This is a genomic window from Pseudoalteromonas sp. SG45-3 (assembly GCF_014164075.1).
GTDB lineage: Bacteria > Pseudomonadota > Gammaproteobacteria > Enterobacterales > Alteromonadaceae > Pseudoalteromonas > Pseudoalteromonas distincta.
Window position 1 is genome coordinate 37,625 of record NZ_JACJEN010000018.1, and the last position, 25,898, is coordinate 63,522.

Annotated in this window: 26 protein-coding genes; 10 read left to right on the forward strand and 16 right to left on the reverse strand. The window is 38.6% G+C overall.

The features are described from left to right. Position 1 precedes the first annotated feature (1 nt). On the reverse strand, positions 2-1,327 hold the full coding sequence (gene rlmD, locus H5126_RS17015) for a 23S rRNA (uracil(1939)-C(5))-methyltransferase RlmD (protein ID WP_182720287.1): 1,326 nt from the start codon (positions 1,325-1,327) through the stop codon (positions 2-4). A 109-nt stretch (positions 1,328-1,436) separates the two neighbouring features. On the opposite strand from rlmD, the gene barA reads away from it, so the two are divergent. Continuing rightward, a complete protein-coding gene (gene barA, locus H5126_RS17020; RefSeq protein WP_182720286.1) occupies positions 1,437-4,211 on the forward strand; it encodes a two-component sensor histidine kinase BarA in 2,775 nt (924 codons plus the stop codon). A 79-nt stretch (positions 4,212-4,290) separates the two neighbouring features. Here barA and pdxJ read toward each other — a convergent pair whose 3' ends face one another. From pdxJ to rpoE, 10 genes are all read right to left on the reverse strand, one after another. Continuing rightward, positions 4,291-5,022 carry a pyridoxine 5'-phosphate synthase gene (pdxJ, locus tag H5126_RS17025; RefSeq protein WP_002958712.1) on the reverse strand — a complete coding sequence of 244 codons (732 nt, stop codon included), beginning with the start codon at positions 5,020-5,022 and terminating at the stop codon, positions 4,291-4,293. Between the two features lie 22 nt (positions 5,023-5,044). Continuing rightward, the gene (recO, locus tag H5126_RS17030; protein ID WP_002958713.1) at positions 5,045-5,737 is read right to left on the reverse strand and encodes a DNA repair protein RecO; all 693 of its coding nucleotides are present in this window, start codon (positions 5,735-5,737) and stop codon (positions 5,045-5,047) included. A gap of 20 nt (positions 5,738-5,757) precedes the next feature. Continuing rightward, the gene (gene era, locus H5126_RS17035) at positions 5,758-6,690 is read right to left on the reverse strand and encodes a GTPase Era (protein WP_002958714.1); all 933 of its coding nucleotides are present in this window, start codon (positions 6,688-6,690) and stop codon (positions 5,758-5,760) included. Then, positions 6,680-7,357, reverse strand: a complete 678-nt coding sequence (gene rnc / locus H5126_RS17040) for a ribonuclease III (protein WP_002958715.1) — start codon at positions 7,355-7,357, stop codon at positions 6,680-6,682. The genes era and rnc overlap by 11 nt, the downstream gene beginning before the upstream one ends. Positions 7,358-7,359: 2 nt before the next feature. Then, positions 7,360-8,295, reverse strand: coding sequence for a signal peptidase I (lepB, locus tag H5126_RS17045; RefSeq protein WP_182711521.1), 936 nt, complete (start codon positions 8,293-8,295; stop codon positions 7,360-7,362). A 16-nt stretch (positions 8,296-8,311) separates the two neighbouring features. Then, positions 8,312-10,099, reverse strand: coding sequence for a translation elongation factor 4 (gene lepA / locus H5126_RS17050; protein ID WP_002958717.1), 1,788 nt, complete (start codon positions 10,097-10,099; stop codon positions 8,312-8,314). A gap of 275 nt (positions 10,100-10,374) precedes the next feature. Further along, a complete protein-coding gene (locus H5126_RS17055) occupies positions 10,375-10,824 on the reverse strand; it encodes a SoxR reducing system RseC family protein (protein ID WP_024594973.1) in 450 nt (149 codons plus the stop codon). Positions 10,825-10,844: 20 nt separating this feature from the next. Then, a complete protein-coding gene (locus H5126_RS17060; RefSeq protein WP_002958719.1) occupies positions 10,845-11,795 on the reverse strand; it encodes a MucB/RseB C-terminal domain-containing protein in 951 nt (316 codons plus the stop codon). 4 nt (positions 11,796-11,799) lie between these two features. Continuing rightward, positions 11,800-12,417 (reverse strand): sigma-E factor negative regulatory protein, encoded by a 618-nt coding sequence (locus H5126_RS17065; protein ID WP_002958720.1) that lies wholly within the window; start codon positions 12,415-12,417, stop codon positions 11,800-11,802. 1 nt (position 12,418) lies between these two features. Continuing rightward, positions 12,419-13,000, reverse strand: a complete 582-nt coding sequence (gene rpoE, locus H5126_RS17070) for an RNA polymerase sigma factor RpoE (protein WP_002958721.1) — start codon at positions 12,998-13,000, stop codon at positions 12,419-12,421. A gap of 245 nt (positions 13,001-13,245) precedes the next feature. Between rpoE and nadB the strand changes: the two genes are divergently transcribed. After that, on the forward strand, positions 13,246-14,856 hold the full coding sequence (nadB, locus tag H5126_RS17075) for an L-aspartate oxidase (RefSeq protein ID WP_154903488.1): 1,611 nt from the start codon (positions 13,246-13,248) through the stop codon (positions 14,854-14,856). Here nadB and H5126_RS21560 read toward each other — a convergent pair. Both H5126_RS21560 and H5126_RS17080 read right to left on the reverse strand, forming a co-directional pair. Continuing rightward, positions 14,831-15,187, reverse strand: a complete 357-nt coding sequence (locus H5126_RS21560) for a hypothetical protein (RefSeq protein WP_024597157.1) — start codon at positions 15,185-15,187, stop codon at positions 14,831-14,833. The genes nadB and H5126_RS21560 overlap by 26 nt on opposite strands. Before the next feature lie 55 nt (positions 15,188-15,242). Next, positions 15,243-15,494 (reverse strand): succinate dehydrogenase assembly factor 2, encoded by a 252-nt coding sequence (locus tag H5126_RS17080; protein ID WP_002958724.1) that lies wholly within the window; start codon positions 15,492-15,494, stop codon positions 15,243-15,245. Positions 15,495-15,658: 164 nt separating this feature from the next. Here H5126_RS17080 and H5126_RS17085 point away from each other — a divergent pair, with 164 nt between their 5' ends. Next, positions 15,659-16,570 carry a folate-binding protein YgfZ gene (locus H5126_RS17085; protein WP_002958725.1) on the forward strand — a complete coding sequence of 304 codons (912 nt, stop codon included), beginning with the start codon at positions 15,659-15,661 and terminating at the stop codon, positions 16,568-16,570. A 12-nt stretch (positions 16,571-16,582) separates the two neighbouring features. Beyond that, positions 16,583-17,068 carry a peptidylprolyl isomerase gene (locus H5126_RS17090; protein ID WP_002958726.1) on the forward strand — a complete coding sequence of 162 codons (486 nt, stop codon included), beginning with the start codon at positions 16,583-16,585 and terminating at the stop codon, positions 17,066-17,068. 41 nt (positions 17,069-17,109) lie between these two features. Here the strand turns inward: H5126_RS17090 and H5126_RS17095 are convergent, their stop codons facing one another. Genes H5126_RS17095 through H5126_RS17105 form a run of 3 tightly spaced genes read right to left on the reverse strand, consistent with a single transcriptional unit; the run spans position 17,110 to position 18,793 of the window. Next, entirely contained in the window at positions 17,110-17,592 is a 483-nt protein-coding gene (locus H5126_RS17095) for a hypothetical protein (protein WP_182716096.1), read from the reverse strand. 25 nt (positions 17,593-17,617) lie between these two features. After that, on the reverse strand, positions 17,618-18,430 hold the full coding sequence (locus H5126_RS17100) for a DUF481 domain-containing protein (protein WP_024597159.1): 813 nt from the start codon (positions 18,428-18,430) through the stop codon (positions 17,618-17,620). 42 nt (positions 18,431-18,472) lie between these two features. Next, the gene (locus H5126_RS17105; RefSeq protein WP_182720285.1) at positions 18,473-18,793 is read right to left on the reverse strand and encodes an HI1450 family dsDNA-mimic protein; all 321 of its coding nucleotides are present in this window, start codon (positions 18,791-18,793) and stop codon (positions 18,473-18,475) included. A gap of 367 nt (positions 18,794-19,160) precedes the next feature. Here H5126_RS17105 and H5126_RS17110 point away from each other — a divergent pair, with 367 nt between their 5' ends. The 6 genes from H5126_RS17110 (at position 19,161) to H5126_RS17135 (ending at position 25,811) form a co-directional block, all read left to right on the forward strand. Beyond that, on the forward strand, positions 19,161-19,952 hold the full coding sequence (locus H5126_RS17110) for a crotonase/enoyl-CoA hydratase family protein (RefSeq protein ID WP_182720284.1): 792 nt from the start codon (positions 19,161-19,163) through the stop codon (positions 19,950-19,952). A 71-nt stretch (positions 19,953-20,023) separates the two neighbouring features. Further along, positions 20,024-20,377, forward strand: coding sequence for a CidA/LrgA family protein (locus H5126_RS17115; protein ID WP_182720283.1), 354 nt, complete (start codon positions 20,024-20,026; stop codon positions 20,375-20,377). Continuing rightward, entirely contained in the window at positions 20,370-21,113 is a 744-nt protein-coding gene (locus H5126_RS17120) for an LrgB family protein (protein ID WP_182720282.1), read from the forward strand. The genes H5126_RS17115 and H5126_RS17120 overlap by 8 nt, the downstream gene beginning before the upstream one ends. A gap of 38 nt (positions 21,114-21,151) precedes the next feature. Beyond that, a complete protein-coding gene (locus H5126_RS17125; protein WP_002958733.1) occupies positions 21,152-21,988 on the forward strand; it encodes a mechanosensitive ion channel family protein in 837 nt (278 codons plus the stop codon). 167 nt (positions 21,989-22,155) lie between these two features. Next, a complete protein-coding gene (locus H5126_RS17130) occupies positions 22,156-25,410 on the forward strand; it encodes a winged helix-turn-helix domain-containing protein (protein ID WP_182720307.1) in 3,255 nt (1,084 codons plus the stop codon). A 20-nt stretch (positions 25,411-25,430) separates the two neighbouring features. Beyond that, positions 25,431-25,811: a DP-EP family protein gene (locus H5126_RS17135; protein ID WP_182720281.1), complete on the forward strand. Its 381-nt coding sequence runs from the start codon at positions 25,431-25,433 to the stop codon at positions 25,809-25,811. The last annotated feature ends 87 nt before the right edge of the window (positions 25,812-25,898 follow it).

Sequence of the window (25,898 nt, forward strand, 5' to 3'; positions counted from 1 at the left end):
TCTACCTCCGTTGAAATAACGCCATAGTTTCAATATGCCCTGTATGAGGAAACATATTCATTAGCCCAATTTTATTAAGATCAAAGCCAGCTTGTGAAATAATTGCGCTGTCACGGGCTAAAGTAACAGGGTCACAAGAGACATATAAAATAGTTTTAAACTGCTTTAAAGGTAATTCCTCTAATACAGCCATAGCACCAGTCCTCGAAGGATCGAGTACAAGCACATCTAAGTTTTTGCTAAACCATGGGGCGCTCTGTATGCTTTGGGTTAAATCAAAGCAATGAAACTGCGCATTGGTAATAGAGTTAGTTTGCGCATTTTGAGCAGCCATTGCAACCGCTGAAGTCACACCTTCTACACCAATTACAGATTTTGCTTGTTTTGCTAACACTAATGAGAAATTACCAATACCACAAAATAAATCCAATAAATTTTCATCACCTTTTAAATCAAGCCAATTTGCAGCTTGCTTTAACATAGCTTCGTTAACTTGCGCATTTACCTGAATAAAATTACCTAAACCAAATTCAAATTTTAGATCAAATTCTTTAAGATAATAAAATGGCATGGCTAAGTGTGAATGTTCTATTGCATCGCTCTCGCTTTGCCATACAATTTTAAACTGCTGGCTTTTTGTTATGTGCTCAACCAAAGCCTTTGTATCATCATTAATTGCTTTAGTGTGACGAATAACAACAAAGTTTTGTTTATCACTTTGGCATAACTGTAAATGGCTTATACTGTGCAGTGCTTTGTGTTGATTAATTAAATCATCAAAAAGTGTGAAAACATCTGTAAATACTTCATCAAGTACTGCACATTTATTAATACTCACAATATTTTTTGAGCCACTTGCTCTGTAACCCACGCGCATTTTTTTAGCTGCTTTATCAAACATAACAGCTATACGAGCGCTGCGTCTGTAATGCACAGGTTTACTTAATAATGGGGTTTGCCAGTTTAAGCTGTTTAATTTAGCAAACTTACTAAATAACTGAGTAACTGCAGTTTGTTTTTCTACAACTTGTTGGCTTACTTCTAAATGCTGTAATTGGCAACCACCACACTGATTATAGTGCTCACAAAAAGCATCTACTCTTGATTCACTCGCTTGAATAACTTTAGTTACTTTTGCACTACCGTATTTAGCTTTATCTTCGACGAGTGTTGCTTTGACTGTTTCGTTTGGTAATGCACCGCTTACAAAACATACTTTATTGTTATGTTTAGCAATGCCACGCCCTTGATGATCCATTCCCGTTATAGTCAATTCTAGTGTTTGTTGCTTTAACGGTTTTTTTTTCGCTTTAAAAATTTGCGCCATTAGGCATTACCTTAACTTTATTTATGAAGCACCTATATTTAGATGCTTTAGAATGCGTGTTGAACCGTATATACTCAAGTCATACTAATAACGATAAAACGCTCTCATTATGACCAAATTAGGCTTACGCGATTCTGTTTTAACACTGACCCTGATCCCAACGGTGATCATAGGATTACTACTTGGTGGCTATTTTACAATAAATCGTTACATTGAGCTTGATGAAATTTTATATCAGCAAGGCACTACTATTTCTGAGCCCCTTGCTATTGCGCTTGAGCAACCCATGCTCGAAAAAAACAAACAGCTATTGAATCGCCTTATAAGCTACACACATAACAAGCACTCTCCTACAATTAAGTCGATTGCAATTTTTGATAAAAATAATGCGCTATTAATGACCAGTAATTATCACCGCTCATTTGAAAAGTTAATTAATCAAAAAACGCTCATAAATTTAAAAACCACCCATGTGCAAAAGTCAGATGAGCTTGTTACATTTTTCACCCCCATTATTAACCATACAAGTCACGATTCTAAATGGGACCCGTCGGCTTTTCAGTCATCTCTGGGCACCGTTATTATACAGCTAAACAAAGACCAAGCTGTTATAGGGCAACAACGAGCTTTATTAATTAGCGGTATTGTGATTATTTTATCATTGGTGTTTGCAGCTATTTTAGCTTTAAGGTTAAGCCGCATGTTTATGACGCCGCTTAATAAGTTAGTACTTGCAACCGACAAGTTGGTTGAAGGTAAAAGAAGTACTGGCCTTAACGACAACATGATTGGTGAGTTTGAGTTACTTCGCGAAGGCTTAAACACCATTGCTCACACTATGGTGATGCAAAAAGATGAAATGCAAAAAAATATTGATCAAGCAACGAGTGACTACCGCGAAACACTAGAGCAATACGAAACGTCAAATATAGAGCTCTCGTTTGCTAAAAAAGAAGCGCAAGATGCTAACCGTGTAAAATCAGACTTTTTAGCTAAAATGAGTCATGAGCTTCGTACTCCGTTGAACGGTGTTATTGGATTTACACGTCAGCTTTATAAAACACCGCTGAATAAACATCAAAAAGATTACCTCGACACTATTATGCTCTCAGCAAATAGTTTAATGACTATTATTAGCGACATTCTAGACTTCTCCAAACTAGAAGCGGGGGCAATGGAGCTTGAGTCGATACAGTTTCAACTTCGTGATGCTGTAAATGAAGTAATGACACTACTCGCTCCTAGCGCACACGATAAGCAATTAGAGCTATCCATTTACATTAACCAACAAGTACCGGATGACTTAACAGGCGATCCCACTCGCTTTAAACAAGTCTTAATAAACCTGTTAAGTAATGCGATTAAATTTACCGAAAAAGGCTCTATTAAGGTCGACATAAGCCATCGGTTACTCGACGACGAACGCACTTCTTTACTTGTGTCAGTAACAGATACTGGCGTGGGTATACCTATGGATAAGCAAGACTCTTTATTCACTCCATTTGGGCAAGCAGACTCAAGCATTACACGTAAGTTTGGTGGTACAGGCCTTGGTCTTATTATTACCAAGCATATTGTTGAAGCAATGAGTGGTCGTATAACGTTAAATTCTGCGCCTGGTAACGGTACCTGCTTTACATTCAATAGTGTGTTTAGTTTGCCAAATCACGTATTTACAAATGACTTACCGACTAAATCGCTCATTGGTAAGCGTATCTTATATTTAGAGCCACATGAGCATACGCACCATGCCGTACTTTCGTTATTAACCCAGTGGGAATCAAACGTTACGGCATGCTTTAACGAAACTAGCTTTTTAGACGCTATAAAAAATACTGAACATAAATATGACGTTTGCTTAATTGGCCATATGGCATCAGTTGATGATATGCAGCAACTAAAAAGCTATGTAAAAGCCGTACGTGAATCTACTGATTACTTATATTTAATGCTTAATACTGTATCGCACAATATGCGAGAAGCCTTTATAGGCAGCGGAGCTGATGCATGTTTAAGTAAGCCACTTAATCACCGTAAGTTATGTGAAGTACTTGCAGCACCTTACAGACTTGACCACCCGACTCATAATATTGAACAAAACGATCAAGCTCTACTGCCGTTAAAAGTATTGGTTGTTGATGATAACGATGCTAATTTAAAACTTCTCCATACTTTGTTAAGTGAACAGATTGAAGTAATAGAAACGGCTCATAATGGTTCACAGGCATACAGTTTAAGTAAAAGTCATAAATACGACATAATTTTTATGGATATACAAATGCCAATTATGGACGGTATAACCGCATGTAAGCTTATACAAGAATCATCACTTAATGAAGACACACCCATTATCGCTGTAACGGCACACGCCCTTCAAAGCGAAAAAGAGCAACTACTAAAAGATGGCTTTAAAGGCTATTTAACTAAGCCTATTGATGAAGATATGCTTAAACAAATTATTAGCGACCATAGTCCACAGACTCCTGTTAATCGTGACAAAGCTAAGACAGATACACCACAAAGTCCTGCACCATTTCAAAGTAGTAGAATTGATTGGGCACAAGCCCTGCAGCGTGCTGGCGGAAAGAGCGAGTTAGCGCTAGAGATGCTTAACATGCTACTTTTAAGTGTCCCTGAGACCCTTACATTACTTGCTAAAGCAATAGAGAGTAACGATTGCCAGCAAGTGTTAAGTATTGTTCATAAATTTCATGGTGCATGTTGTTACACTGGTGTACCAAAACTTAAATCACTCGCAGAAACAATCGAAACATCGCTTAAAAATAAATGCTTGTTAGAGAATATTGAACCTGAATTATTTGAGTTACAAGATGAGCTTGAAAACTTACTTGCAGATGCAAGTGTGACCGAACTACAAAGATAAGCTTTGAATTTTAGATAAAAAAACGCGGTATTTACCGCGTTTTTTAATTAAGCTTTTTAAATGCTTATGTTTGCTTATCTTACATTCTTGCTTCAATCATTAATCGTTTCATGTCACGTACAGCTTTATCAAGCCCATCTATAGCTGCACGAGCAATAATAGCGTGACCAATATTTAGCTCATAAATCTCAGGCATTGCAGCGATTGGTTTCACGTTATGATAATGAAGACCATGGCCAGCGTTAACAATCAAACCTAAGCTTGCTGCGTATTTAACACCTTCACGAATGTGCTCTAACTCTTTGTGTAAATCAGTATCATTTGTGGCATCAGCGTACGCGCCTGTGTGTATTTCTACATAAGGAGCACCACATTCTTTGGCTGCATCTAACTGTGCTTTATCTGCATCAATAAATAGCGATACTTTAATACCCGCTTCGGTAAGCGTTTTTGTTGCTGCTTTAATTTTATCTATATTACCGGCTACGTCTAAGCCACCTTCGGTTGTTAATTCTTCGCGCTTTTCAGGTACTAAACACACGTACTCAGGTTTTACTTCAAGCGCGATTTTTATCATTTCATCGGTAACAGCGGTTTCAAGATTCATACGAGTTTGAATGGTTTTAGCCATTACATAAACGTCGCGATCTTGAATATGGCGTCTGTCTTCACGTAAGTGAATCGTAATACCGTCTGCGCCTGCATGCTCTGCTACACTGGCTGCATGAGCTGGATCTGGATAGCTTGTTCCACGCGCTTGGCGAAGTGTTGCAATATGATCTACGTTTACACCCAAAAGAATATCTTTCATTTTCTTACCTGTAAAATTACGTTTATTGAGAGGCCATAAATAGCTCGCGGCTTTTTAATGGTTTACTACCTAATAAGGGTTTTAATAAATAGCGACTTAATTGCTTTGCCATATATAGCACATCATTTTGGCTAAAGTCATGATTTGCTATGGCGTTGAGTTGTTTGCCACTAAATCCAGAACGTGTATCTTCTTGTACTAAAAAACCAAGTTCGGGGAAATAACTATACGTCTGCTTTTCATCTATTGGTTCACCACTGGCGTCAAAACTAAAATCCACGCCATAACCGAGTAATTCCAATAGTTGAAACTCGTATGAGCGAAGCACCTCTTGTAAATTAGCCCCGCTGTTTAGGTTTGATAGATGAGTTTTATATAGCTCAAATACTTGTTCAATTGGCTCGTTAACAGGAACGATACGATTTGTAAGCTCATTTAAATAAAAACCACAATAAAGCTCATCACCTTTTAAAAAGTGCGAGTTCCCATGCAGTTCAAACTTATTGATATATTTTAAATCGTACTTGCCACTGTAATTAACAAGCAGTGCCTGAAACGGCTGAAGTTGTGCTTTATGTTTAGTGGCCTGGCGACCACTAATTCGGGCCAGCATTCTTAACTGACCAACGCCTTCTACAAGCATATCTAACATTACTTGGGAGTCACTATAAGGACGCCGATGTAATAAATACGCGGTGTAGAAGTCGCTATCCATTCACTAAGCTACTGCTTGGTCTAGTCTTCACTGTAACCTAAGCTTCTTAGTGCACGTTCATCGTCAGCCCAACCCGACTTAACTTTAACCCAAAGCTCTAAGAATACTTTGTTATCAAGCATTTCTTCTATGTCTTTACGGGCTTCACGACCAATGGTTTTTAGCTTTTCGCCTTTATTACCAATAACCATGCGTTTTTGTGTTTCGCGCTCAACAAGAATCAACCCGTTGATATGCCAAATACCGTTGTCTTGCCATTTAAACTGCTCAATTTCAACAGTTACAGAATACGGCAATTCTTCGCCCATAAAACGCATTAGTTTTTCACGAATTACTTCAGCTGCCATAAAGCGCATTGAACGGTCAGTTACATAATCTTCCGGAAAGTAAAATTCGCAAGGAGGTAAGCGTTTAGTTACTTCTGCTTTGATTAAATCAACATTTTTACCTTGCGTTGCCGATACTGGCATAATTCCAACAAAATCAAACTTGTCACTTAACCACTTCATATGAGGCAACACAAGGTCACGGTCTTTAACTTGGTCTATTTTATTAATAACCAATAATACCGGCTTACCACTTTGCGATACTTTATTAAGTACCATGTCGTCATCGGCATTCCAATGAGTGCCCTCAACTACAAAAATAATAAGCTCAACATCGCCGATAGAACTAGACGCGGCACGGTTCATTAAACGGTTAATCGCACGTTTTTCTTCAACGTGTAGACCTGGTGTATCTATGTATACCGCTTGGTGTTTACCTTCGGTATGAATACCCATAATACGATGACGCGTGGTTTGTGGTTTACGTGAGGTAATACTCACTTTTTGCTCAATAATTTCATTAAGCAAAGTCGACTTACCTACGTTCGGGCGCCCTACAATAGCAACCATTCCACAAAACGTATCTACATCACCTTCATGAGGCTGTATTAGGGTATCAAGGTTCATTTTTAAGTATCTTCAATGCTTTTTCAGCAGCTTTTTGTTCGGCTTTACGGCGCGAGCTACCTACAGAAATTATGCTATCCATTCCATCAACAATACATTCGACCGTGAATGTTTGATTGTGTGCTTGGCCTTTGGTATCAACCACAGTGTAACCCGGTAAAGATAATTTACGGGCTTGCAAATACTCTTGCAGCAGGGTCTTCGGATCTTTTTGGTTAAGCCCTGGTGAAATAGCATCTAATCGTGATTCGTACCATGACAATATAAGATCGCCACAGCTATCAATACCTGAATCTAAAAATGCAGCGCCAATAATAGCTTCTACTGCATCAGCAAGCGTTGACTCGCGACGGAATCCGCCACTTTTAAGCTCGCCCGGCCCTAAGCGTAAATAATCGCCTAGGCCAAATTCAAGACCAAACTCGGCAAGTGTCTGACCACGCACAAGCGTTGAGCGCATGCGGCTTAAATCGCCTTCACGCGCTTTAGGAAATTTGGCATAAAGTGCATTGGCAATCACAAAGCTTAAAATAGAGTCGCCTAAAAATTCTAGTCGCTCATTATGCTGGCCTTTGTGGCTGCGGTGCGTCATTGCTTGCTCAAGTAAACCTTGATCGGCAAATTCATAGCCAATTTTTTTATATAATTCTGTTACATTTTTTTTCATCGTTACTGAATATTACCTAGGCGCTCAAAGCGAACACCAGTTGGAACCCATCCTGGTAAAATATCATCAGGGCCATTCTCAAATTCAAAACTCATCCATATAAAGACAGCTTTACCCACCAAGTTTTCTTTTGGTACAAAGCCCCAAAAGCGACCATCTTGGCTGTTGTCGCGGTTATCACCCATCATAAAATAATGATCAGCAGGAACAGTCCATTCATCAGAAGGCGTGCCCGGTTGCTGGTAGTAACGCCCTTTTCTCTCAGGCGCTTGTGGGTTGATTAATATATCATGCGTAACTGTTGTTAAATTTTCATTTACACGAGCTAGAGGCATTGGGCCTTGTTTAAATTCGTTATCATTAATTAGTTTAAAATCAATTTTATTGAATTCATTACATAAAAGCTCACCCTGCTGGGTTTCGCCTTCTTTACAATTTGGCTGAATATATAAACGTTTATCGCGATAAACAATTTTATCGCCAGGTAAACCAATTGTACGTTTAATATAGTCAACATTTTCATCTAAAGGGTATTTAAAAACAACAATATCACCACGCTCAGGCTGCCCAATCTCAACTAATTGAGTACGCCAAACAGGGTCTTTTATTCCATATGAATACTTTTGTACTAAAATAAAATCACCTACTAATAATGTAGGCATCATTGAACCGGATGGAATTTGAAACGGTTCAAAGATAAATGATCTAAAAATAGTAATTGCTGCAATCATCGGGAAAATCGACTTTGCTGTTTCTGTTAGTACTGGTTCTGGTGCAATTAATGCCGCAGTTTCTTCATCTAACGGAGCTCCAGCAGACGTTTGCGCTATCGCTAAGCGCTCCTGTCTTTTAGGTGCATACATTAAGTGATCTATTAACCATATTAAGCCTGAGCCTAAAGTTAATAACACCAATAAAACTGAAAAATAACCAGCCATTTATAATCCTTTGTTTTTATTTGCCAACTTTTAAAATAGCTAAAAACGCTTCTTGAGGCACTTCAACATTACCTACTTGCTTCATACGTTTTTTACCATCTTTTTGCTTTTTAAGTAGCTTTTTCTTACGGCTCACATCACCACCGTAACACTTAGCAATTACGTTTTTACGTAATTGTTTTACCGTGGTACGGGCAATAACATGTTGTCCGATAGCAGCTTGAATCGCTATATCAAACATTTGACGTGGGATAAGCTCTTTTAACGCATCAGCTAACTGGCGACCACGAGACTGTGCACCATCTCTGTGAACAATTATCGCAAGTGCGTCAACGCGCTCACCATTGATTAAAATATCAACACGCACCATATCTGATGTTTGAAAGTGTTTAAAGTTATAATCAAGCGACGCAAAACCACGGCTAGTTGATTTTAATTTATCAAAGAAATCCATCACCACTTCAGCCATAGGTAGCTCGTACGTTACAGCTACTTGCTTTCCGTGATAAGTCATTTTTGTTTGGCTACCACGTTTTTCAATACACAAAGTAATAACGTTACCTAGGTATTCTTGTGGTACCAAAATATTAGCTTCAACAATCGGCTCACGAATCTCTACAATATCGTTTACTGCAGGCAAATCAGATGGATTATCAATCTGAAATGTACCTTCTTTAGTAACTATCTCATAGATTACCGTAGGTGCTGTTGTAATTAAATCAATATCGTATTCACGCTCTAAACGCTCTTGAATGATTTCCATGTGTAGCATACCTAAAAAGCCACAGCGGAAACCAAAGCCTAGTGCAGTTGAATTCTCTGGTTCAAAGAATAACGACGCATCGTTTAAGCTTAATTTATTAAGTGCATCACGGAACGATTCATACTCATCTGATGCAATTGGGAACATACCCGCATAAACCTGAGGCTTAATTTTTTGAAAGCCAGGTAAGCGAAGTGGAGCTGCATTTTTTTGATGAGTAATAGTGTCACCTACTGGCGCACCATGTATCTCTTTAATACCAGCAATAACAAACCCTACTTCACCTGTTCTTAAAATACCGGTGTTGGTTTGCTTAGGAGTGAACACACCTACTTGGTCGGCAGTATGTATATGCTCGTTCGACATTATTTTTATTTTGTCGCCAGTGCGTAATTCACCGTGCTTAATACGCACTAGTGATACAACGCCTTGGTATGGGTCAAACCAAGAATCGATAATAAGTGCTTGTAAAGGTGCATCTTTGTCGCCTACTGGCGGCGGTACATCTTTAACAATCATTTCAAGAACTTCGGCAATACCTACACCTGTTTTAGCGCTACACTGCACTGCATCAAGGGCATCAATACCAATAATCTCTTCAATTTCTTCTGCAACACGTAAAGGATCCGCTTGCGGTAAATCGATTTTATTAAGTACTGGAATTACTTCTAATTCCATTTCAATAGCGGTGTAACAGTTAGCTAGTGTTTGTGCTTCAACGCCTTGGCCTGCATCAACAACAAGCAACGCGCCTTCACAAGCAGCTAAAGATCGTGAAACTTCATACGTAAAATCAACGTGTCCTGGAGTATCAATGAAATTAAGTTGGTAGGTTTCGCCGTCGTTCGCTTTGTAATTCAACGTTACACTTTGCGCTTTAATGGTAATACCACGTTCGCGCTCAATATCCATTGAATCCAAAACTTGTTTTTGCATTTCACGGTCGGTTAAACCGCCACAAACTTGGATCAAACGATCTGAAAGGGTCGATTTACCATGGTCAATATGGGCGATGATCGAAAAATTACGGATATGCTTCATAAACTGGATTCTATACTTCTATTTTAATGGACTAAATATGAATACCTAAGTGACTTGAAAATACTTGCTTTAGGATGCCATAAGCTAAATTTGTATATAACAAACTGTACTTACGCTTTTTAAGATGGGTTACAACCATTTTATGTATTGAATAACAATAAGTTATATTTACTTAACTTAAATAATTCAGCCAGATAAAATAATTTAAAAAACCACGGTTCCCTGTATTTCCAAGTTACTTTGGTATAAAACGGCAATTTTACATTTAATTGGCGTCAATCACCATCTATTTGAGTTAAAGGGATACTAATTGGGTGAATTTTTATAACTTTTATATCGTGCTTTAGAGATTTCACGCGAGTTTTAGCTATAAAAAAGCCAGTAACGCCACCTAGAGCAGCAGCTAAAATCTGCCAGCCTTCGGAAGCTATAAACAATTGCGCCGCAACAAATGCAAAAACAAGACTCAAAAGGAGCGGTAGCATGTAAACCGCAAAAGCATGCTTAACAACATGACTATCATCTAGTGACAAAGTGACCTTTTGCCCTATTTCTACAGAGGATTCAAATTTATAAGGAAAGGTTTTTTTTGCAGTGCCAAATAATTTACTAAACACTTGTGAGCCGCAACGACCATTGCAGCCTTCACAAGCTTGTTTTTGCTGTGCTTCTAAATGAGCAATGTGGCCATCGAGGGCCACAACAGTGAGGGTTTGTTCAATCATAACAATCCTTACGGAATCGTCTATAGTGCGCGGGTAACTGACTCTGCAATCGCTTTTGCGGTCATACTCGGTACATTACCAACAACCGAAACATCAAAATTACCGCCATTATGCACATATACTGTCGTTGCACCAGAAGTGAGTGCTCCACTTAAACGCTTACCTGGTAATGGGCGCTGAATAAATACAGAAACCTCAACAAAACCATCAGAGAACAAGTAATAATCAGTTAACTCGTTATTTAAATCGAGCTTATGTCTGTCTGATTTTAGCAACTCAAAGCCATCTGGTAACCAGCTAATTTTCCAATTAGTGGCAGTACTATCTTCATTTATAAGTGCATCGTTTGGCAAAGGCGTTGGAAAGTTTCGATTGAGCACTTCAACTAGCATACCGGCTGGCTGCTCTGTCACACTAATATGTGTAAGCTGTAACTGCTCTAAGGCTTCACCTTCATGGTTAACGTACGCGGCTTTTAGCAACAACGACGATTCCATATCCAGCCAAATCCAATAATTATATTTATACTCGTCTTTAGATTCAATGCGAACAAGTTGCGCTGCGCGCCCTGCAATACGCCCTTTGCCGCCTAGTACAAAATCATAGTGCGCACTTAAGCGATCTATATCTTTAAATAGTACTTCAGGGATTGGACCTGCTATTGAATCTGTTTTTAGAGAATATGGTTCAGACTGAGGTTCAAAATAAGTAACTTGATTATCGATACGGACCATTTCAAGCCCAGCACCGTTAAGTAAACTTAAATGCTCAAGTTCGGTGTCACCTTGTAAAGCATGCACCCATCGGTAGGGTTCCATTGTTTTACCTTTGACAACCACAAACGAGGCGTCAAAATTACGGGTGTGAACGGCATTAGCCATTTTGAGTAATAAATCTTTGGCAGGATTTGTGTCGTTGGCAAATGCATTGAAGCTTACTACCAACGACAGAACAAAAGTGATTACTTTCATTTAATTAGTTTTTTTCCTCAGACGCTTTGGTATTAGTTTGCGCTGTTTCTAAAGAATTCGCAACTCGTGCTTGGCGTTGATGCTCAAGAACTAACGCACCAATACGCTGTTGCTGTAGTTCACGTAAACCTTGCTCAGCATTTTCAAGCGCAGGCTCAGACGAATAACTTACTGGCGAGGCCATACCTGCTAGCGGTGTGGTTTGCAGTAATGGAATTTCACTTTGCTGCTCATTGTTACTTTGAGGAAGCGTATTAACGCCCACAATAGCAAACATCGCTACACTTGCTGCAATAGCTAATTGGGCAACTGGTTTGCGCCAATTAAAAGCGACTACTTTATTATCTTGTACTGTTTCAGTGATTGCTTGAGGCTGTGTTTTTGACTGACTAAAGTCAGCATAAACAGGCTCGCTTTCTAGTGCTAATGCAACGCGATCGCTAATATCAATATGTATGTCGTTATTATTTTTTTGAGCACGCATCGCATCACCAATTAACGCATAACGGCCAAACGTAGTTACATCTTGCTCTGCAATTTTTGCATCAGTTAGATGTTGCTCGCCATCAAGTAATGCCGATAACGCTTCGTTATCTAACTTGTTAAGGTGTGCTTTTGTCATACTAAGACTCGCCTATTAATGGGTTTAATTTGTTATCTATTGCTTCACGGGCACGAAATATACGCGAACGCACAGTCCCGACTGGGCAATCCATTACCACTGCTATTTCTTCATAGCTCATCCCTTCTATTTCTCTAAGGGTGATTGCGGTTTTAAGATCTTCAGGCAAACTATCAATCGTATTAAAAATAACAGCGCGTACTTCTTCGCTTAAAAGTAGGTTTTCAGGAGATGCATTCGATCGCATTGAATCTGCACAATCATAAAACTCGGCATCTTCAGCGTCTATATCATTTGCTGGCGGCTTACGCCCCTGGGCTACTAAGTAATTTTTAGCACAATTAACGGCAATACGGTATAACCACGTGTAAAAGGCGCTGTCACCTCTAAAGTTAGGAAGTGCACGGTAAGCTTTAATAAAAGCTTCTTGTGCTACATCAGCAATATCGCCTTGGTTAGATACATAACGTGAGATCAAACCTGCTATTTTGTTTTGATACTTCTTTACTAATAGGTTGAAGGCGTTTTTATCTCCTTGCTGGACCCTTTTTACTAGCACTAAATCTAATTCCTGCTCGCTCATTCGAGCCGGTACTCCTATGTCTGATTTTTGCTTGTTATTCATATTGTCGTCATTGTTCACAAATACTCTGACCTCTTTATGAATAAAAAGTTCTGCTTAATATTATTTTTTTATAAAATAGATGATAATAACGGCGCTAAGCCTTTAAAATCACTACGTAGTAGTATGACAAATATGATACAACTACAGATATTAAAAACAAATATTGCTCTATATGAGCATTGTAACCGCAAAGTACCTCTGACATGAACCAAAATAAACATCACATTGCAGATGTCGCTATTATAGGTAGCGGCGCAGCAGGCTTATCACTTGCATTATCTCTAGCTAATTATTGTAACGTTACCGTGATCAGTAAAGGAGCGCTTACCGAAGGTTCTACTTTGTATGCCCAAGGCGGTATAGCTGCTGTATTTGATAAACAAAACGACAGCATAGAATCTCATGTTGAAGATACACTCGATGCAGGCGGCGGTTTATGCGATAGAGACGCTGTTCATTATACCGCCAGCAATGCTCACGATTGCCTACAGTGGTTAATCGACCAAGGCGTACCCTTTGATATGGAGTTTGATAGCAAAGGAAAAGAGCGTTTTCATTTAACACGTGAAGGTGGTCACAGCCATCGCCGTATATTGCATGCAGCCGATGCAACAGGCAAAGCGGTGCAAACAACACTTATCAGCCAAGTTAAAATTCATAAAAATATAACGCTTTTAGAGCAATACAACGCCATAGATTTAATCACAGATAAAAGCGCCGGAAAAACAGGCTCACACATTGAAGGCATGTATGTGTGGAACAAAAAAGCTAAAAAGGTAGAAACCATTTCAGCTAAATTTGTTGCTCTTGCAACCGGTGGTGCAAGTAAAGTGTATTTATATACATCCAATCCAGACGTATCAAGTGGTGATGGTATTGCAATGGCTTGGCGTGCAGGTTGTAAAGTTGCCAACATGGAATTTAATCAATTTCATCCAACAAGCCTTTATCATCCAGAGCTACAAAATTTTTTAATTACCGAAGCCATGCGCGGTGAAGGGGCTTATTTAAAGCGCCCTGATGGAACTCGGTTCATGAAAGACTTTGACAGCCGTGAAGAGCTTGCTCCACGCGATATAGTGGCACGCGCAATCGATTTTGAAATGAAGCGCTTAGGCGCTAACTGTGTTTATTTAGATATTAGCCACAAAGATAAAGACTTTATTATTGAGCACTTTCCTACTATTTACGCAAAATGCTTAAGTGTAGGCCTCGATATAACGAAAGAAGCAATCCCAGTTGTGCCTGCTGCGCATTACACCTGTGGTGGTGTAATGACTGACTTTAACGGCAAAACAGATCTCGATAATTTATATGCTGTAGGTGAAGTTGCTTACACAGGCTTACATGGTGCAAACCGTATGGCAAGTAATTCACTATTAGAGTGCATTGTATTTGCCCACGCTGCAGCTAAAGATATTTTAAGTAAAATTGAACATGCACCAGAGCCGATAGCGCTTCCTCATTGGGATGAGAGCCGTGTTAGTAACTCAGATGAAGAAATTGTTATTACCCATAACTGGCATGAACTACGTTTATTTATGTGGGATTATGTAGGTATTGTACGCTCTACTAAACGCTTAGAACGAGCACTGCATAGAGTTGAGTTGCTACAGCAAGAAATACACGATTACTATGCAAACTTTAGAGTAAGTAACAACTTACTTGAGCTTCGTAATTTAGTGCAAGTATCAGAGCTTATTATTAGAAGTGCTATGGAGCGAAAAGAAAGCAGAGGCTTGCATTACACTATTGATTACCCTGAACAAAGTGAAAACCCAACGCCGACTATTTTGACTCCAAAACGCAATTAATTGCGCCGACAGTGGCACGTTTTAGACGCGCATAACTTTGCTCATTAACGCCATTGGCTGAAATTATAAGCCAATGGTTGTTACTAAAACCTTTAATATGAAGCCATATATTATTACCATAAAATCGGCTTTTGTTACTTATTTCACCCTGAATTTTTAAGCTCTCGCCCTCAAATCTAAATAACTTTGGTTCTAATATTATAATTCCCTCATTTGGGTGAATTGCTAATACTTTGCGCCACATTATCAAGCCAGCTAGTGCATTTAGTATTAAACAAAAAAGCATAGCTAATAGTGAATCTAAAAATAAACATAATATAAAACTGAGCATACAAAAAAAGACCACAATTGGTTTGTGGTCAGCTTTATTATTTGTAACCGTAAACCTATACACGAACTCGGTCTAAGATCAGCGAAACCATACCGTTTAACTGCTCGTCTTTACATTCTTCATGACCCATAAACCATGCAAATAAGTCAGGGTCTTCTTCTGTTAGCAAACGCTGAAAGATAGCCTGTTGCTCTGCGCTCAAAGAGTCGTATGCTTCTTCTACAAACGGCATAAACAAAACATCTAGCTCTAACATGCCACGACGACAAGCCCAACGAATACGTGCTTTACTATGAATTTCAACCATTTTAAACCTCATACTTAATTGACTCGAGTTTAACAAACACAAGCCTATTTAGCAGCTATTAATCTCTCATTAAATAATAAACCCGCACCAATAAGCGCTTGTCTGTACCATACGTAACAACTGCGTTATTATGTCACTTCATTTATATTGCAAAGAAGGTTTTTATGTCGAGCGTTTATGCATGTCCGTTATCTCATCAACTTATTAGCCTCTGCGGTGCTGATAAATTATCTTATTTGCACGGACAAATCACTCAAGATCTAAATAAATTAACCAGCAGTAATTATTTGTGGGCTGGCCATTGCAGCGCCAAAGGTAAACTTTGGGGTGTATTTAAATTATTTTCTTACCAAGATAGCTACTACCTTGCGGGTAGCCAAGCTGAAGTTGAAAAATCATTAGCTGAACTTAAAAAATACGCTGTATTTGCAAAAGTTGATATTACTGAATGCTCAAAGCGTTTAATTGGTTTAATTGGTGATGATTTATCTGATGTACTGGCACAACTTGATATTAGCTTTGAAGGCGATGCAAGCGCGTGTGATTTTACGAATGGTAAAGCGCTAAAATTAGCTGATAACCGTGTTTTAATAATGGTTGATAACCAATTTAGCATGCCTGATAACGTATCCACACTTGATAACGAAGCCCCTTGGCAACAAGCAGCGATGCTTGCCGGTGAGCCTCAGCTAAGTGCAGATGCAATTGGCGAGTACGTTCCTCAAATGGTAAACCTACATGCTATTGGCGGTATAAGTTTCAAAAAAGGGTGTTATACCGGTCAAGAAACAGTAGCCCGTATGAAGTACCTTGGTAAAAATAAACGTGCAATGTATATCGTTTCAGGGCAAAGCGAAGGGATTCTTTCAGAGCCTGATTTAGAAACCCAATTAGGCGAAAATTGGCGCCGTGCAGGTAAACTTATTGCACAAAGCTTTGATGAGCAAACAAATAAATTAACAGGCCTCGTTGTGTTGCCAAACGATACTGATGTAACTCAGGTACTTCGTGCAAAACACACACCTCAGGTGGAGCTAAGCATTCTGCCTCTACCCTACTCTCTTGAAGATGAATAAATAGGAATGACTATGATCGTTGCGGCAAACAAAGTGGTAAAAATGCATTATTCAGTAATGGATAATGATGGCAATAGCATTGATAACTCGTTCGGTGGTGAGCCACTACACTTTATCATTGGCACAGGCTATTTAATTTCAGGCCTAGAAAATGCTTTGCTGGGCAAGCAACCAGGCGACACGCTTAGCGTAAAGGTTGAACCTGAAGAAGGTTACGGCGAGCGCCACGAAAACCTAATGCAAGCAGTACCTAAATCAATGTTTGAAGGTATGGAAATTGAAGTTGGCATGCAATTTCGTGCATCAACAGATGATGGTGACCAATCAGTAATGATCATCGATATCCAAGATGAAGAAGTGATTGTAGATGGTAATAACCCACTTGCAGGTATAACACTTAACTTTGATGTAGAAATACTAGAAGTACGTGATGCTACAGAAGATGAATTAACTCACGGCCACGTACATGGCGAAGGTGGGTGTGGTCACGACCACTAATGCACTGCTAAACAAATAAAAAAGCGCCTAAGGCGCTTTTTTTATATCATATTGTTACGCTTAACCGTTTCAGCTTTTGGCTTACTAGGCAGCGCGATTGATACGTTTTTTTCTTTTAAAGCAGCTAGTAAACCTTTTTGATCGTTTGTACCAACTCTATACAAGGTGCCATCTTTGAGCGTTAACTGTATTGCACTAAAGCCAGATACTGTATACACCCAACCATCGTGAGTAATTCGCATACCAATACCGTGCCTGTATGAGTTTTGAACTGCTTTTGCTTCTGCTACTTCTCTAAGCTCAATACTTTGCCCAGCAACGCCTGGACCAAACGCCCAGCTAATATTTTTATCATCTACTTTTACTGTTAGGCCATTGAACAAAAAGCCCACCAGCACTAAAATCCCAGTAAATATTATTAAAGGTCCATCAGCGCCTAACAAGTTCCACGCAAGCGCCACAAAACCGCCAATCCACGCTAATACAAAAAAGATAAACACCGCATACTGTTTATGCTGATACATAATATTCTCTAAATTAAATAAATACTTAAAAGCTGTATACCAATGTAGCACTCAGCTCTGAGTCAAACTTGAGTTTATCATCTTCGGGTTTTGAATTATAACGATACATGTAGGTAAATTTGAGTGATACCGCGCCAATCACTTGGCTTATCAGTGCGGTTTCCGATTTTAAGCGAGAATTAAGACCTGAAAGCGACTGCTCTATACTCACATCTTGATTAAAACGAGTGCGCTTAGAAACCAAGCGTTCCCACTGCATTGCAACACGTACTAAATAACCGGTTTTATCAATTTCATCTTCGCTCACATCCGAATCTTCATCGGCGACTGAACGGTATAAACCAGGTCCTATATCAATATCTACTTTGTTTTTAGAGCCTTGATATACACGCGCACCATAGCCTGTCGCCACCGTGCTTTTAAAATCAAGTCCACTAAACTCATCTTCTTCGTAATCACCGTAAATAAAAAATGAGGAGTTTTTAACACCTACTTTATAGTTACCTTGCGCTGATACAAAAATACGATTAGCTGTAACATCAGTGCCACCGCTTTCATCGTTTTCATCACGCTTATAAAGAGAGTCTATTTTAAATTGGTTACGCCACTTTTCAAAATCTTGGTATAAATTACCTTTGAGCTTAAAACTGGTCGAATTGGTGTTACCTTTACTTAGAATAAAACCAAATTCAGTATCACCGTAAAGCATATCACCTTTGTGTAACTCATGAATTTCTTCATCAGAGAGCTTGCCATATTCATGAAAATCTTCAAATGGATCAACAGCCCAACTTGGGCAGCTAATTATTAAAAAAATTAAAAATAAATACTTACGCACAACACTCTCTCTGCACACAATTATAAAAATAAGCGGTATTGCTTATTCACTCTCTTTCCATAAAATATGACAAAACGGAGCATCTTTATCACGACTAATCAAAATTTTAGCAAACAAAACATCATCATTTTCAAATTCTAAACCAACTAGCACCTGAATAAAGTGCTCTGGCTCAATCTCAAGGGCAACAAAATTTTGCCACTGATCGTCTGGCTCGTCTTCTTCAATAAAGCCTAGGTCTTCTCTAAACTCATTAAAGTCTTCAACATCTTTATCACTCAAGTTATTTGGCGCTAGCTCTAAAAAAATATCATAAGCTTGGTGAGTAGCTTCTTCTACCGTATATAAACGTGGACCCGACATATGTGCTTAACCTTAAGCTTTTAAGTTGCGCTATATTATCAAATCTCATCATCATTTTGATAAAAAAAAGCGTAAAACACTGACTTTTTTGTAACTGAGTCATGCTTTATTCAGCATACAGCTCAAACAATAAATAACAATTTAACTAACCCATTGAATATCAAGATTACTTTTTTAATTTAAGCTTAAAATAACAACGTAAAAAATTTTATTATCTCAAGTTCTAATTGTTTAGCTTTTTCTCATCTAAATCTAACCCTTTAAGACTACAGCTTTAGCAATAAATTCCATTTATTTAAAAAATACCGTCACTTTACTTAATTCTTATAACAACATAAGCTCAACTAACAGGTCAGAGGAGTGTGTAATGATAAAACTAGAAAAACAAAATGGCATTGCAACCGTCACGCTTAGCAGAGCAAAAAAACAAAACGCATTAAGCTTTGAAATGTTTGTAGAGCTAAACAAAGCCATTAAAAACATAAAAAGAGATCGCAGTATTCGTGCTGTAGTAATAAAAGGCGATGGCGAGCATTTTTGTGCAGGGCTTGATATATCAGCCGTAATGGCGGCACCATTGAATATTATAAAATTATTGCTTAAATGGTTACCTGGCAATAAAAATTTAGCGCAAAAAGTAGTATTAGGCTGGCAGTCACTGAGTGTGCCCGTTATTGCACAAATTGATGGCAACTGTTTAGGCGGAGGATTACAAATAGCACTAGGTGCCGATTACAGGATTGTTCATATTGATGCCAAGCTTGCCATTATGGAAGCGCGTTGGGGCTTGTGCCCCGATATGGGCGCCAATGTAATGATGAGCGGTTTAGTTAAGCGTGACCAAGCACTTTGGCTTGCCAGCCACGCAAACCCAGTCACAGCACAACAAGCAAATGAGCTAGGTTTAGTTACTCAGCTTACCGATGATACTCAACAAGCCACGCAAAACATGCTCAATACATTACTTGAGCGCTCACCCGATACGCTTGCTGCTATTAAACGTGTTACACAACTTAGCTACAAACCAAACCAACGAAAAATACTCGCTAAAGAAACCTTCAGCCAAATTCGCTTATTGCTAAACCCAAACACTAAAAAAGCAATTGCTAAAGCAAAAGGAAAAGCGGATATAACCTACGCAAATACAAAGCACTGGTAGACTATTGCACAATGCATAAAAGAGTTTGATTTGTTAAAGTTAAGCTCTTATCTTTTCTGTGAGCCACTTTGATGAAATACCTGCTCAGTAGCGCTATTATTTTACTATGTTTAGCCTGCGCTAAACTCATTATGCATTTTATTGGTGTAAGCTTTCCTGCGCCGTTACTCGCTATGGTTATTTTATTAGTTTTACTCTTATCGGGTATTGTAAAAGAGCAACATGTAAAACCATGCGCCTCCCCTATTTTAAATATTATGCCTATCTTTTTCATTCCAGCTGGCGTGGGATTTATTGAGCATCTCGGCCTTATAAAATCGCACTGGGCATTTTTAGCATCAGTTGTGGTGCTTGTTCCTATAACTACCTTATTGCTTGTTAGCAGTGTAATTGCGTACTTTAAGGGAAGAGAAAATAATGACTAATTTTACTTTTTCCGCTATTTCAGAGCTACAGCCTAATTTATGGTGGCTAAGTATTCCTTTCATTATTGTATTATTTTTAGCGCTAAGGGCCGTAAACCAAAGTATAAAAAGCAGCGTATTTAAATCGCTCACCAACCCCGTATTTTTAAGTATTAGTATTATTGCTTTATTACTCGTTAATCTAAATTTGCCTTATACGCAATTTGCCACGCACAGCAAATTACTAAGCTGGTTATTAGAGCCCGCAATTGTGGCTCTAGCGCTTCCTTTATATCAGCAGTTTACACACGTACGAAAAAATCTATTACTCATAGTCGCAACATGTAGCTTAGGCATTGTTAACGCAACCGTTGTGGCATTTTTACTAAGCATATTATTTAACGCACCTGCACAGCTAAGTGCATCTGTTGCCGCACTCAGTGTGACGACCCCAATATCTTTAATTGTTACCGACTCGTTAGGAGGGATTAGCTCACTTGCTGCGGCTTTAGTTATTTTTATTGGTTTACTAGGCGCTTTATTTGGTTTTATGCTTTTTAAACTCATTAATATTTTTAATCACGAATCTCAAGGCGTTGCCATGGGCACAGCTTGCCATGCAATTGGGACCGCTGCTGCTATTGCTGAGCATCCAAAAGTAGGCGCTTACTCATCAGTTGCAATGGCACTAAGTGCTTTATTAACAGCGATTATAGTGCCGCTGTTATATCCATTTTTAGTCAACATTTTGCTATAGTTGGAAAAATACAACATAGCCCTAACATAGAGCGCTTTATGATCAGTTCTGAAATCGAACAGTTTGAAAAATATTACACCATGCTTACTGAGTATATGGTTACCTACAGTATGCAAATTGTTGGCGCTATTTTTATCGTCCTCATTGGTTTGTGGATAGCACAAAAGCTTGCCAAATTTGTAGCCGCGTTAATGACCCGCCATAATGTTGACATTACGCTCACTAACTTTGTCAGTAGCGTGGTAAAAGTACTGCTCATTGTAATGGTTATAATTATTGCACTTGGCAAAATAGGTATCAGCGTTACACCATTTGTAGCAGCCATTGGTGCTGCATCTTTAGGTGCTGGTTTAGCGCTGCAAGGAATGCTTTCTAATTATGGTGCAGGCCTTGCCATTATAGCCACGCGACCTTTTGTTGTTGGTGATACTATTGAAGTTAAAAATGTAAGCGGCCAAGTTAAAACAATTGAGCTTGGCTACACTATTTTAATCAATGAAGAAAAAGTAGAAATCACCATTCCAAATAAGCACATAGTGGGTGAAATACTTCATAACTCATTTAGTTACTCATTGGTCAAAGGTGAAATAGATATAGCTTATAGTGCATGCTCTGATAACGCGATTAGCCTCATTGAAGACGTACTTAAAGCACATGAATTAGTCGCACAAAATCCGTTATCACAAGTGGGTATTGAACGCTTTGCCGATAGCGGTGTTACAATAAGCTACCGATATTGGGTGCCTACTACTAAAATTATCGAAACCAAACTGGCTATTAACGGTGGTGTTTATAAAGCAATTAATAACGCTGATATTGAAATTCCATTCCCTCAACGCGTCATTACAATTAACAAAGCCGACCTAGAAAGCTAATTTATTTTTATAGTGAGCTTGCATATCTGCAAGCTCATCCTTTCCTACCCCCTCTGCTCAGAATAAACTCAAATAGTTGTGTTATAGATTTATTTGCCATATAAATAGTGTTAATAAATATCAATACGCACTTAATTTTAATAATAAAAAAACAATAATGAGTAATGATGATGCGCAACCCCTTCTACCTAGGCGATTGGCAAGTAACACCTTCAACTAACTCAATTCAACTCACTGGTAAAGCCAAACAGTTAGAGCCCAAAGCGATGGAAGTTTTATTGCATTTGTGTCAACAAAATGGCGACATTGTAAGCAGCGATGAATTGCTCAGTAAATGCTGGAAAAATACTGATATTGGCGATAATCCACTACATAAAACTATCACTCAGCTAAGAAAAGCGCTCGGTGATAAAGCCAATGAACCACATTATATTGAAACTATCCGTAAACGTGGCTACCGCATTATTGCAAAATTATCTTTTCCGTTAGCAGATCCTATCCCAAGCACTAAAAGTACATGGCAGGGAGGATCCCCTTTCTTAGGCCTGCGTGCATATAACCCAAATGATACCCACGTTTTTTTTGGCCGTACCCAATCTATAGCTACCCTGCTGGAAAGGATATCTAGCCAGGTAAATTACGGTCGTGCTTTTTGCTTAATACTTGGCCCTAGTGGTACAGGTAAATCCTCGCTTGTTAATGCTGGAATTTTACCAAAACTACTAGATGAGCGAGGCTATAATGGCATCGGGGTTATTTCCTACACCCAGATCGACTTTGCAGATGTGCATAAAAATAGACTTTTTCTAGACTTAGCTTCTGCATTACTTGATTGGGATATAAACGCCCAGCCTGTGTTTGAAGGATTAAGCGCGCAAACACTTGCAGAGCAACTAGAATTGGCAATAGATGGCGTAATTAATGCCATACAAGCTGCACTTAGTAAAGCCTCTACACAACTTAAAACACCCCAGTTATTTTTATTTATTGACCGCTTAGAAGTACTGCTTTCTTCTCCTATATTTAGTAGCGAAACACGCAACCATTTCTTGTCGGTTATTGAGCGCTTAGCAATCTCTAAAGCTGTGATTGTATTTAGTGCGTGTCGTAACGACTTTTACCCTTTAGTTGTTGAACAACCAAGTTTAATGGCAGGCAAAGCTCATGGCGCGCACTACGATTTAACACCGCCAAACCGCCAAGAACTCCAACAAATTATTCGCCTGCCAGCGTTAACCGCTAATTTAACGTTCTCCAATGACCCACAAACTCAAACACCACTGGATGAAATATTGTGCGCCGATACCGCCAATAACCCCGATGCATTGCCCATGCTGCAATACACATTGCAAGAGCTGTACTTACAGCGCAGTGATAATAACGAGCTACTGCACAGTGTTTACAAAAAACTCGGGGGTATTGAGGGCGCCATAGGCAAAAAAGCAGAAGATATATTTATTGACCTTAGTAATGAGCAACAGCAGCAACTAAAAAGCGTATTATCACAACTGATCACTTTAAACCCAGATGGTAAAACCATTACGAGCCGCGCTGCCCGCTGGCAAACATTAACCAACACAAGTCAAAAAGAGCTTGTGCAAGCCATGGTCGATAGCCGTTTATTTGTATCGCATTTACAAAACCAAGAAGCCTGTTTTAGCCTTGCTCACGAGGCATTATTGCGTCAATGGCCGCGCGCAAAACAATGGATTAATGACCATAAAGATGCCTTAGCAATAAAAAGTCGTTTACAACATCAAACACGAAATTGGGTAGATGAAGGCAAAAGTAGTGCTTACCTCCTAGCGCCAGGTAAACCACTACAAGAAGCGCAGCTATTACTTAACGACAAACTGTTTAAATTAGATGATAACGAGCATGCTCTTATCAAAAGCTCTGTAAACAAAATAAAAACAAAAATAAGAGCAAAACGAGTGACCGTTGCTTTATTGTGCTTACTTACATTTACCGCGTTATTGATGAGCTTCATTAGTTTTAAAGCCCAACAGCATGCGCAAAACAAGCAGCTTGAGGCCGAAAGCTTACTAGGGTTTATGGTCGGCGACTTTGCCGATAAATTACGTAGCGTTGAACGTATGGACTTACTTGATGGTATTAGTAATAAAGCACTTGAGTATTTTACTAATCAAACTGACGATTCAAGTTCACTTTTTAGCTTTAGCGATAATAAAGCACAATTTAACAACCGTTTTCAGTACGCACAAACCCTCGAAGCAATGGGTGAAGTAGCTTATTCCCGAGGTAAAACTGATGAAGCCTTTACCGCCTTTGAAAACGCCCGCACCCGCCTTGAGGCATTATTAAAAATACAGCCTAATAACTTAGAGCTACTAACGCTTGCAGGTGCCAATGCCTTTTGGCTTGGTCAATTAGCTTATGATCAAAATGATCATCAAGCTACTGAGCAAATGTTTAAAAAATACCACGCTTACAGTAAAAAAATGTATGCGCTGGCAGCCAATGATTTTAACTCCATTATGGAATTATCGTATTCATCTAATTCTTTAGGTTCTTTATACATAGAAAAATCCAACTACAGCGCTGCAAAAAAGAACTTTGCAGAGTCACTTTTACTTAAAAATAAAGCGCTTAAACTGAAACCTAATAACAAAGATTTACTTCGAGATAAATCCGATACGATTAGTTGGCTTGCAAAAACAGAAGAGAAGCTAAGTAACTTTAATGAAGCAGTTAATATATTGGAAGGTGCAGTTGACGTAATCACAAAATTGATTGCTGACTACCCTAGTGATGCAAGCCTTTTTTACACGTCAGCAAACCTATATATGCAACAAAGTTATTTACTGAGCTATTTGAGTGATAAACGGATGGCCCATAAAAAAGCCAGCTTGGCTAATCAAGTTATCAATGAAGCTTTAGTACAAGATCCAAAAAACAATAAATTTCAGCTTATGTATTATCGCTCTTTAGCACATTCACTAATGCTATCTACTGATGAAGCTACTGACTCAACAATTGAAAAAATAATTAATTTTTTAAAATCTCAAAATTTTAAAAATACCAGCACTATTAATACACAAATTACACTGATTCAATATTTTATAAATAGACAATCACCACTCAAAGCGCAGGAGTTATTAACTGAGCTTGAGAATAATGAAAACTACAAACATCAATTAGCCAGCCTAACTAAAACTGGTGATTACTTAGTATATACAAGAATAAACTTAATCAAAGCAAACTTAGCTACAACTAATAAACAGCGAGAGCAATTTTGCTTAAGTGCTATCAAAGCAATTTCTGAAGCTGCAAAAATAAGTCAGAGCGTAAAAATAACATACCCACTAGTACAAGCTTATACCTGTTTAAACAGAGAAGACGAGATATCAGAAATAAAAACAAGCCTAGTTAAATTAGGCATTACGAACTTCCAACTATAATTACTCATAAAGGAAATGATATGAATAACACCCTAGAAAATGCCGACTTTCAAGTAAATATTGAACTTAACAACGGTGAAGCTATTTTTAGCTATACAAAAAATGGCGAACCCGCTACTGGCGGTGGTGTTGTAAGAACTGAAACCGCTGGCAACTACAATTTAGACGATGCCACAATTCAAAATGGTTTCGTATTTACTGGCGCTACTATCACCGATATCGACACACAAAAACCATGCGCCCAAGACTTCAGCTATAAAGTAAGTGACAACGGCCACACAATTATCATTACCGACACAGATGAAAATAATGGCTCTGTATGCTTAATCTTTAACGTTGAGTGTAATGGCAATAAATATGAAAGCGCTGATCCTCAAGTTAAGAATGAAAAAGAACTCTAATCAGTAATGCTTATTTTTAAATTGCACAGGCATATTAATTGCGGTGTAATTTATTTAAAAACGCCCCTTAAATAAACTTAAATAACA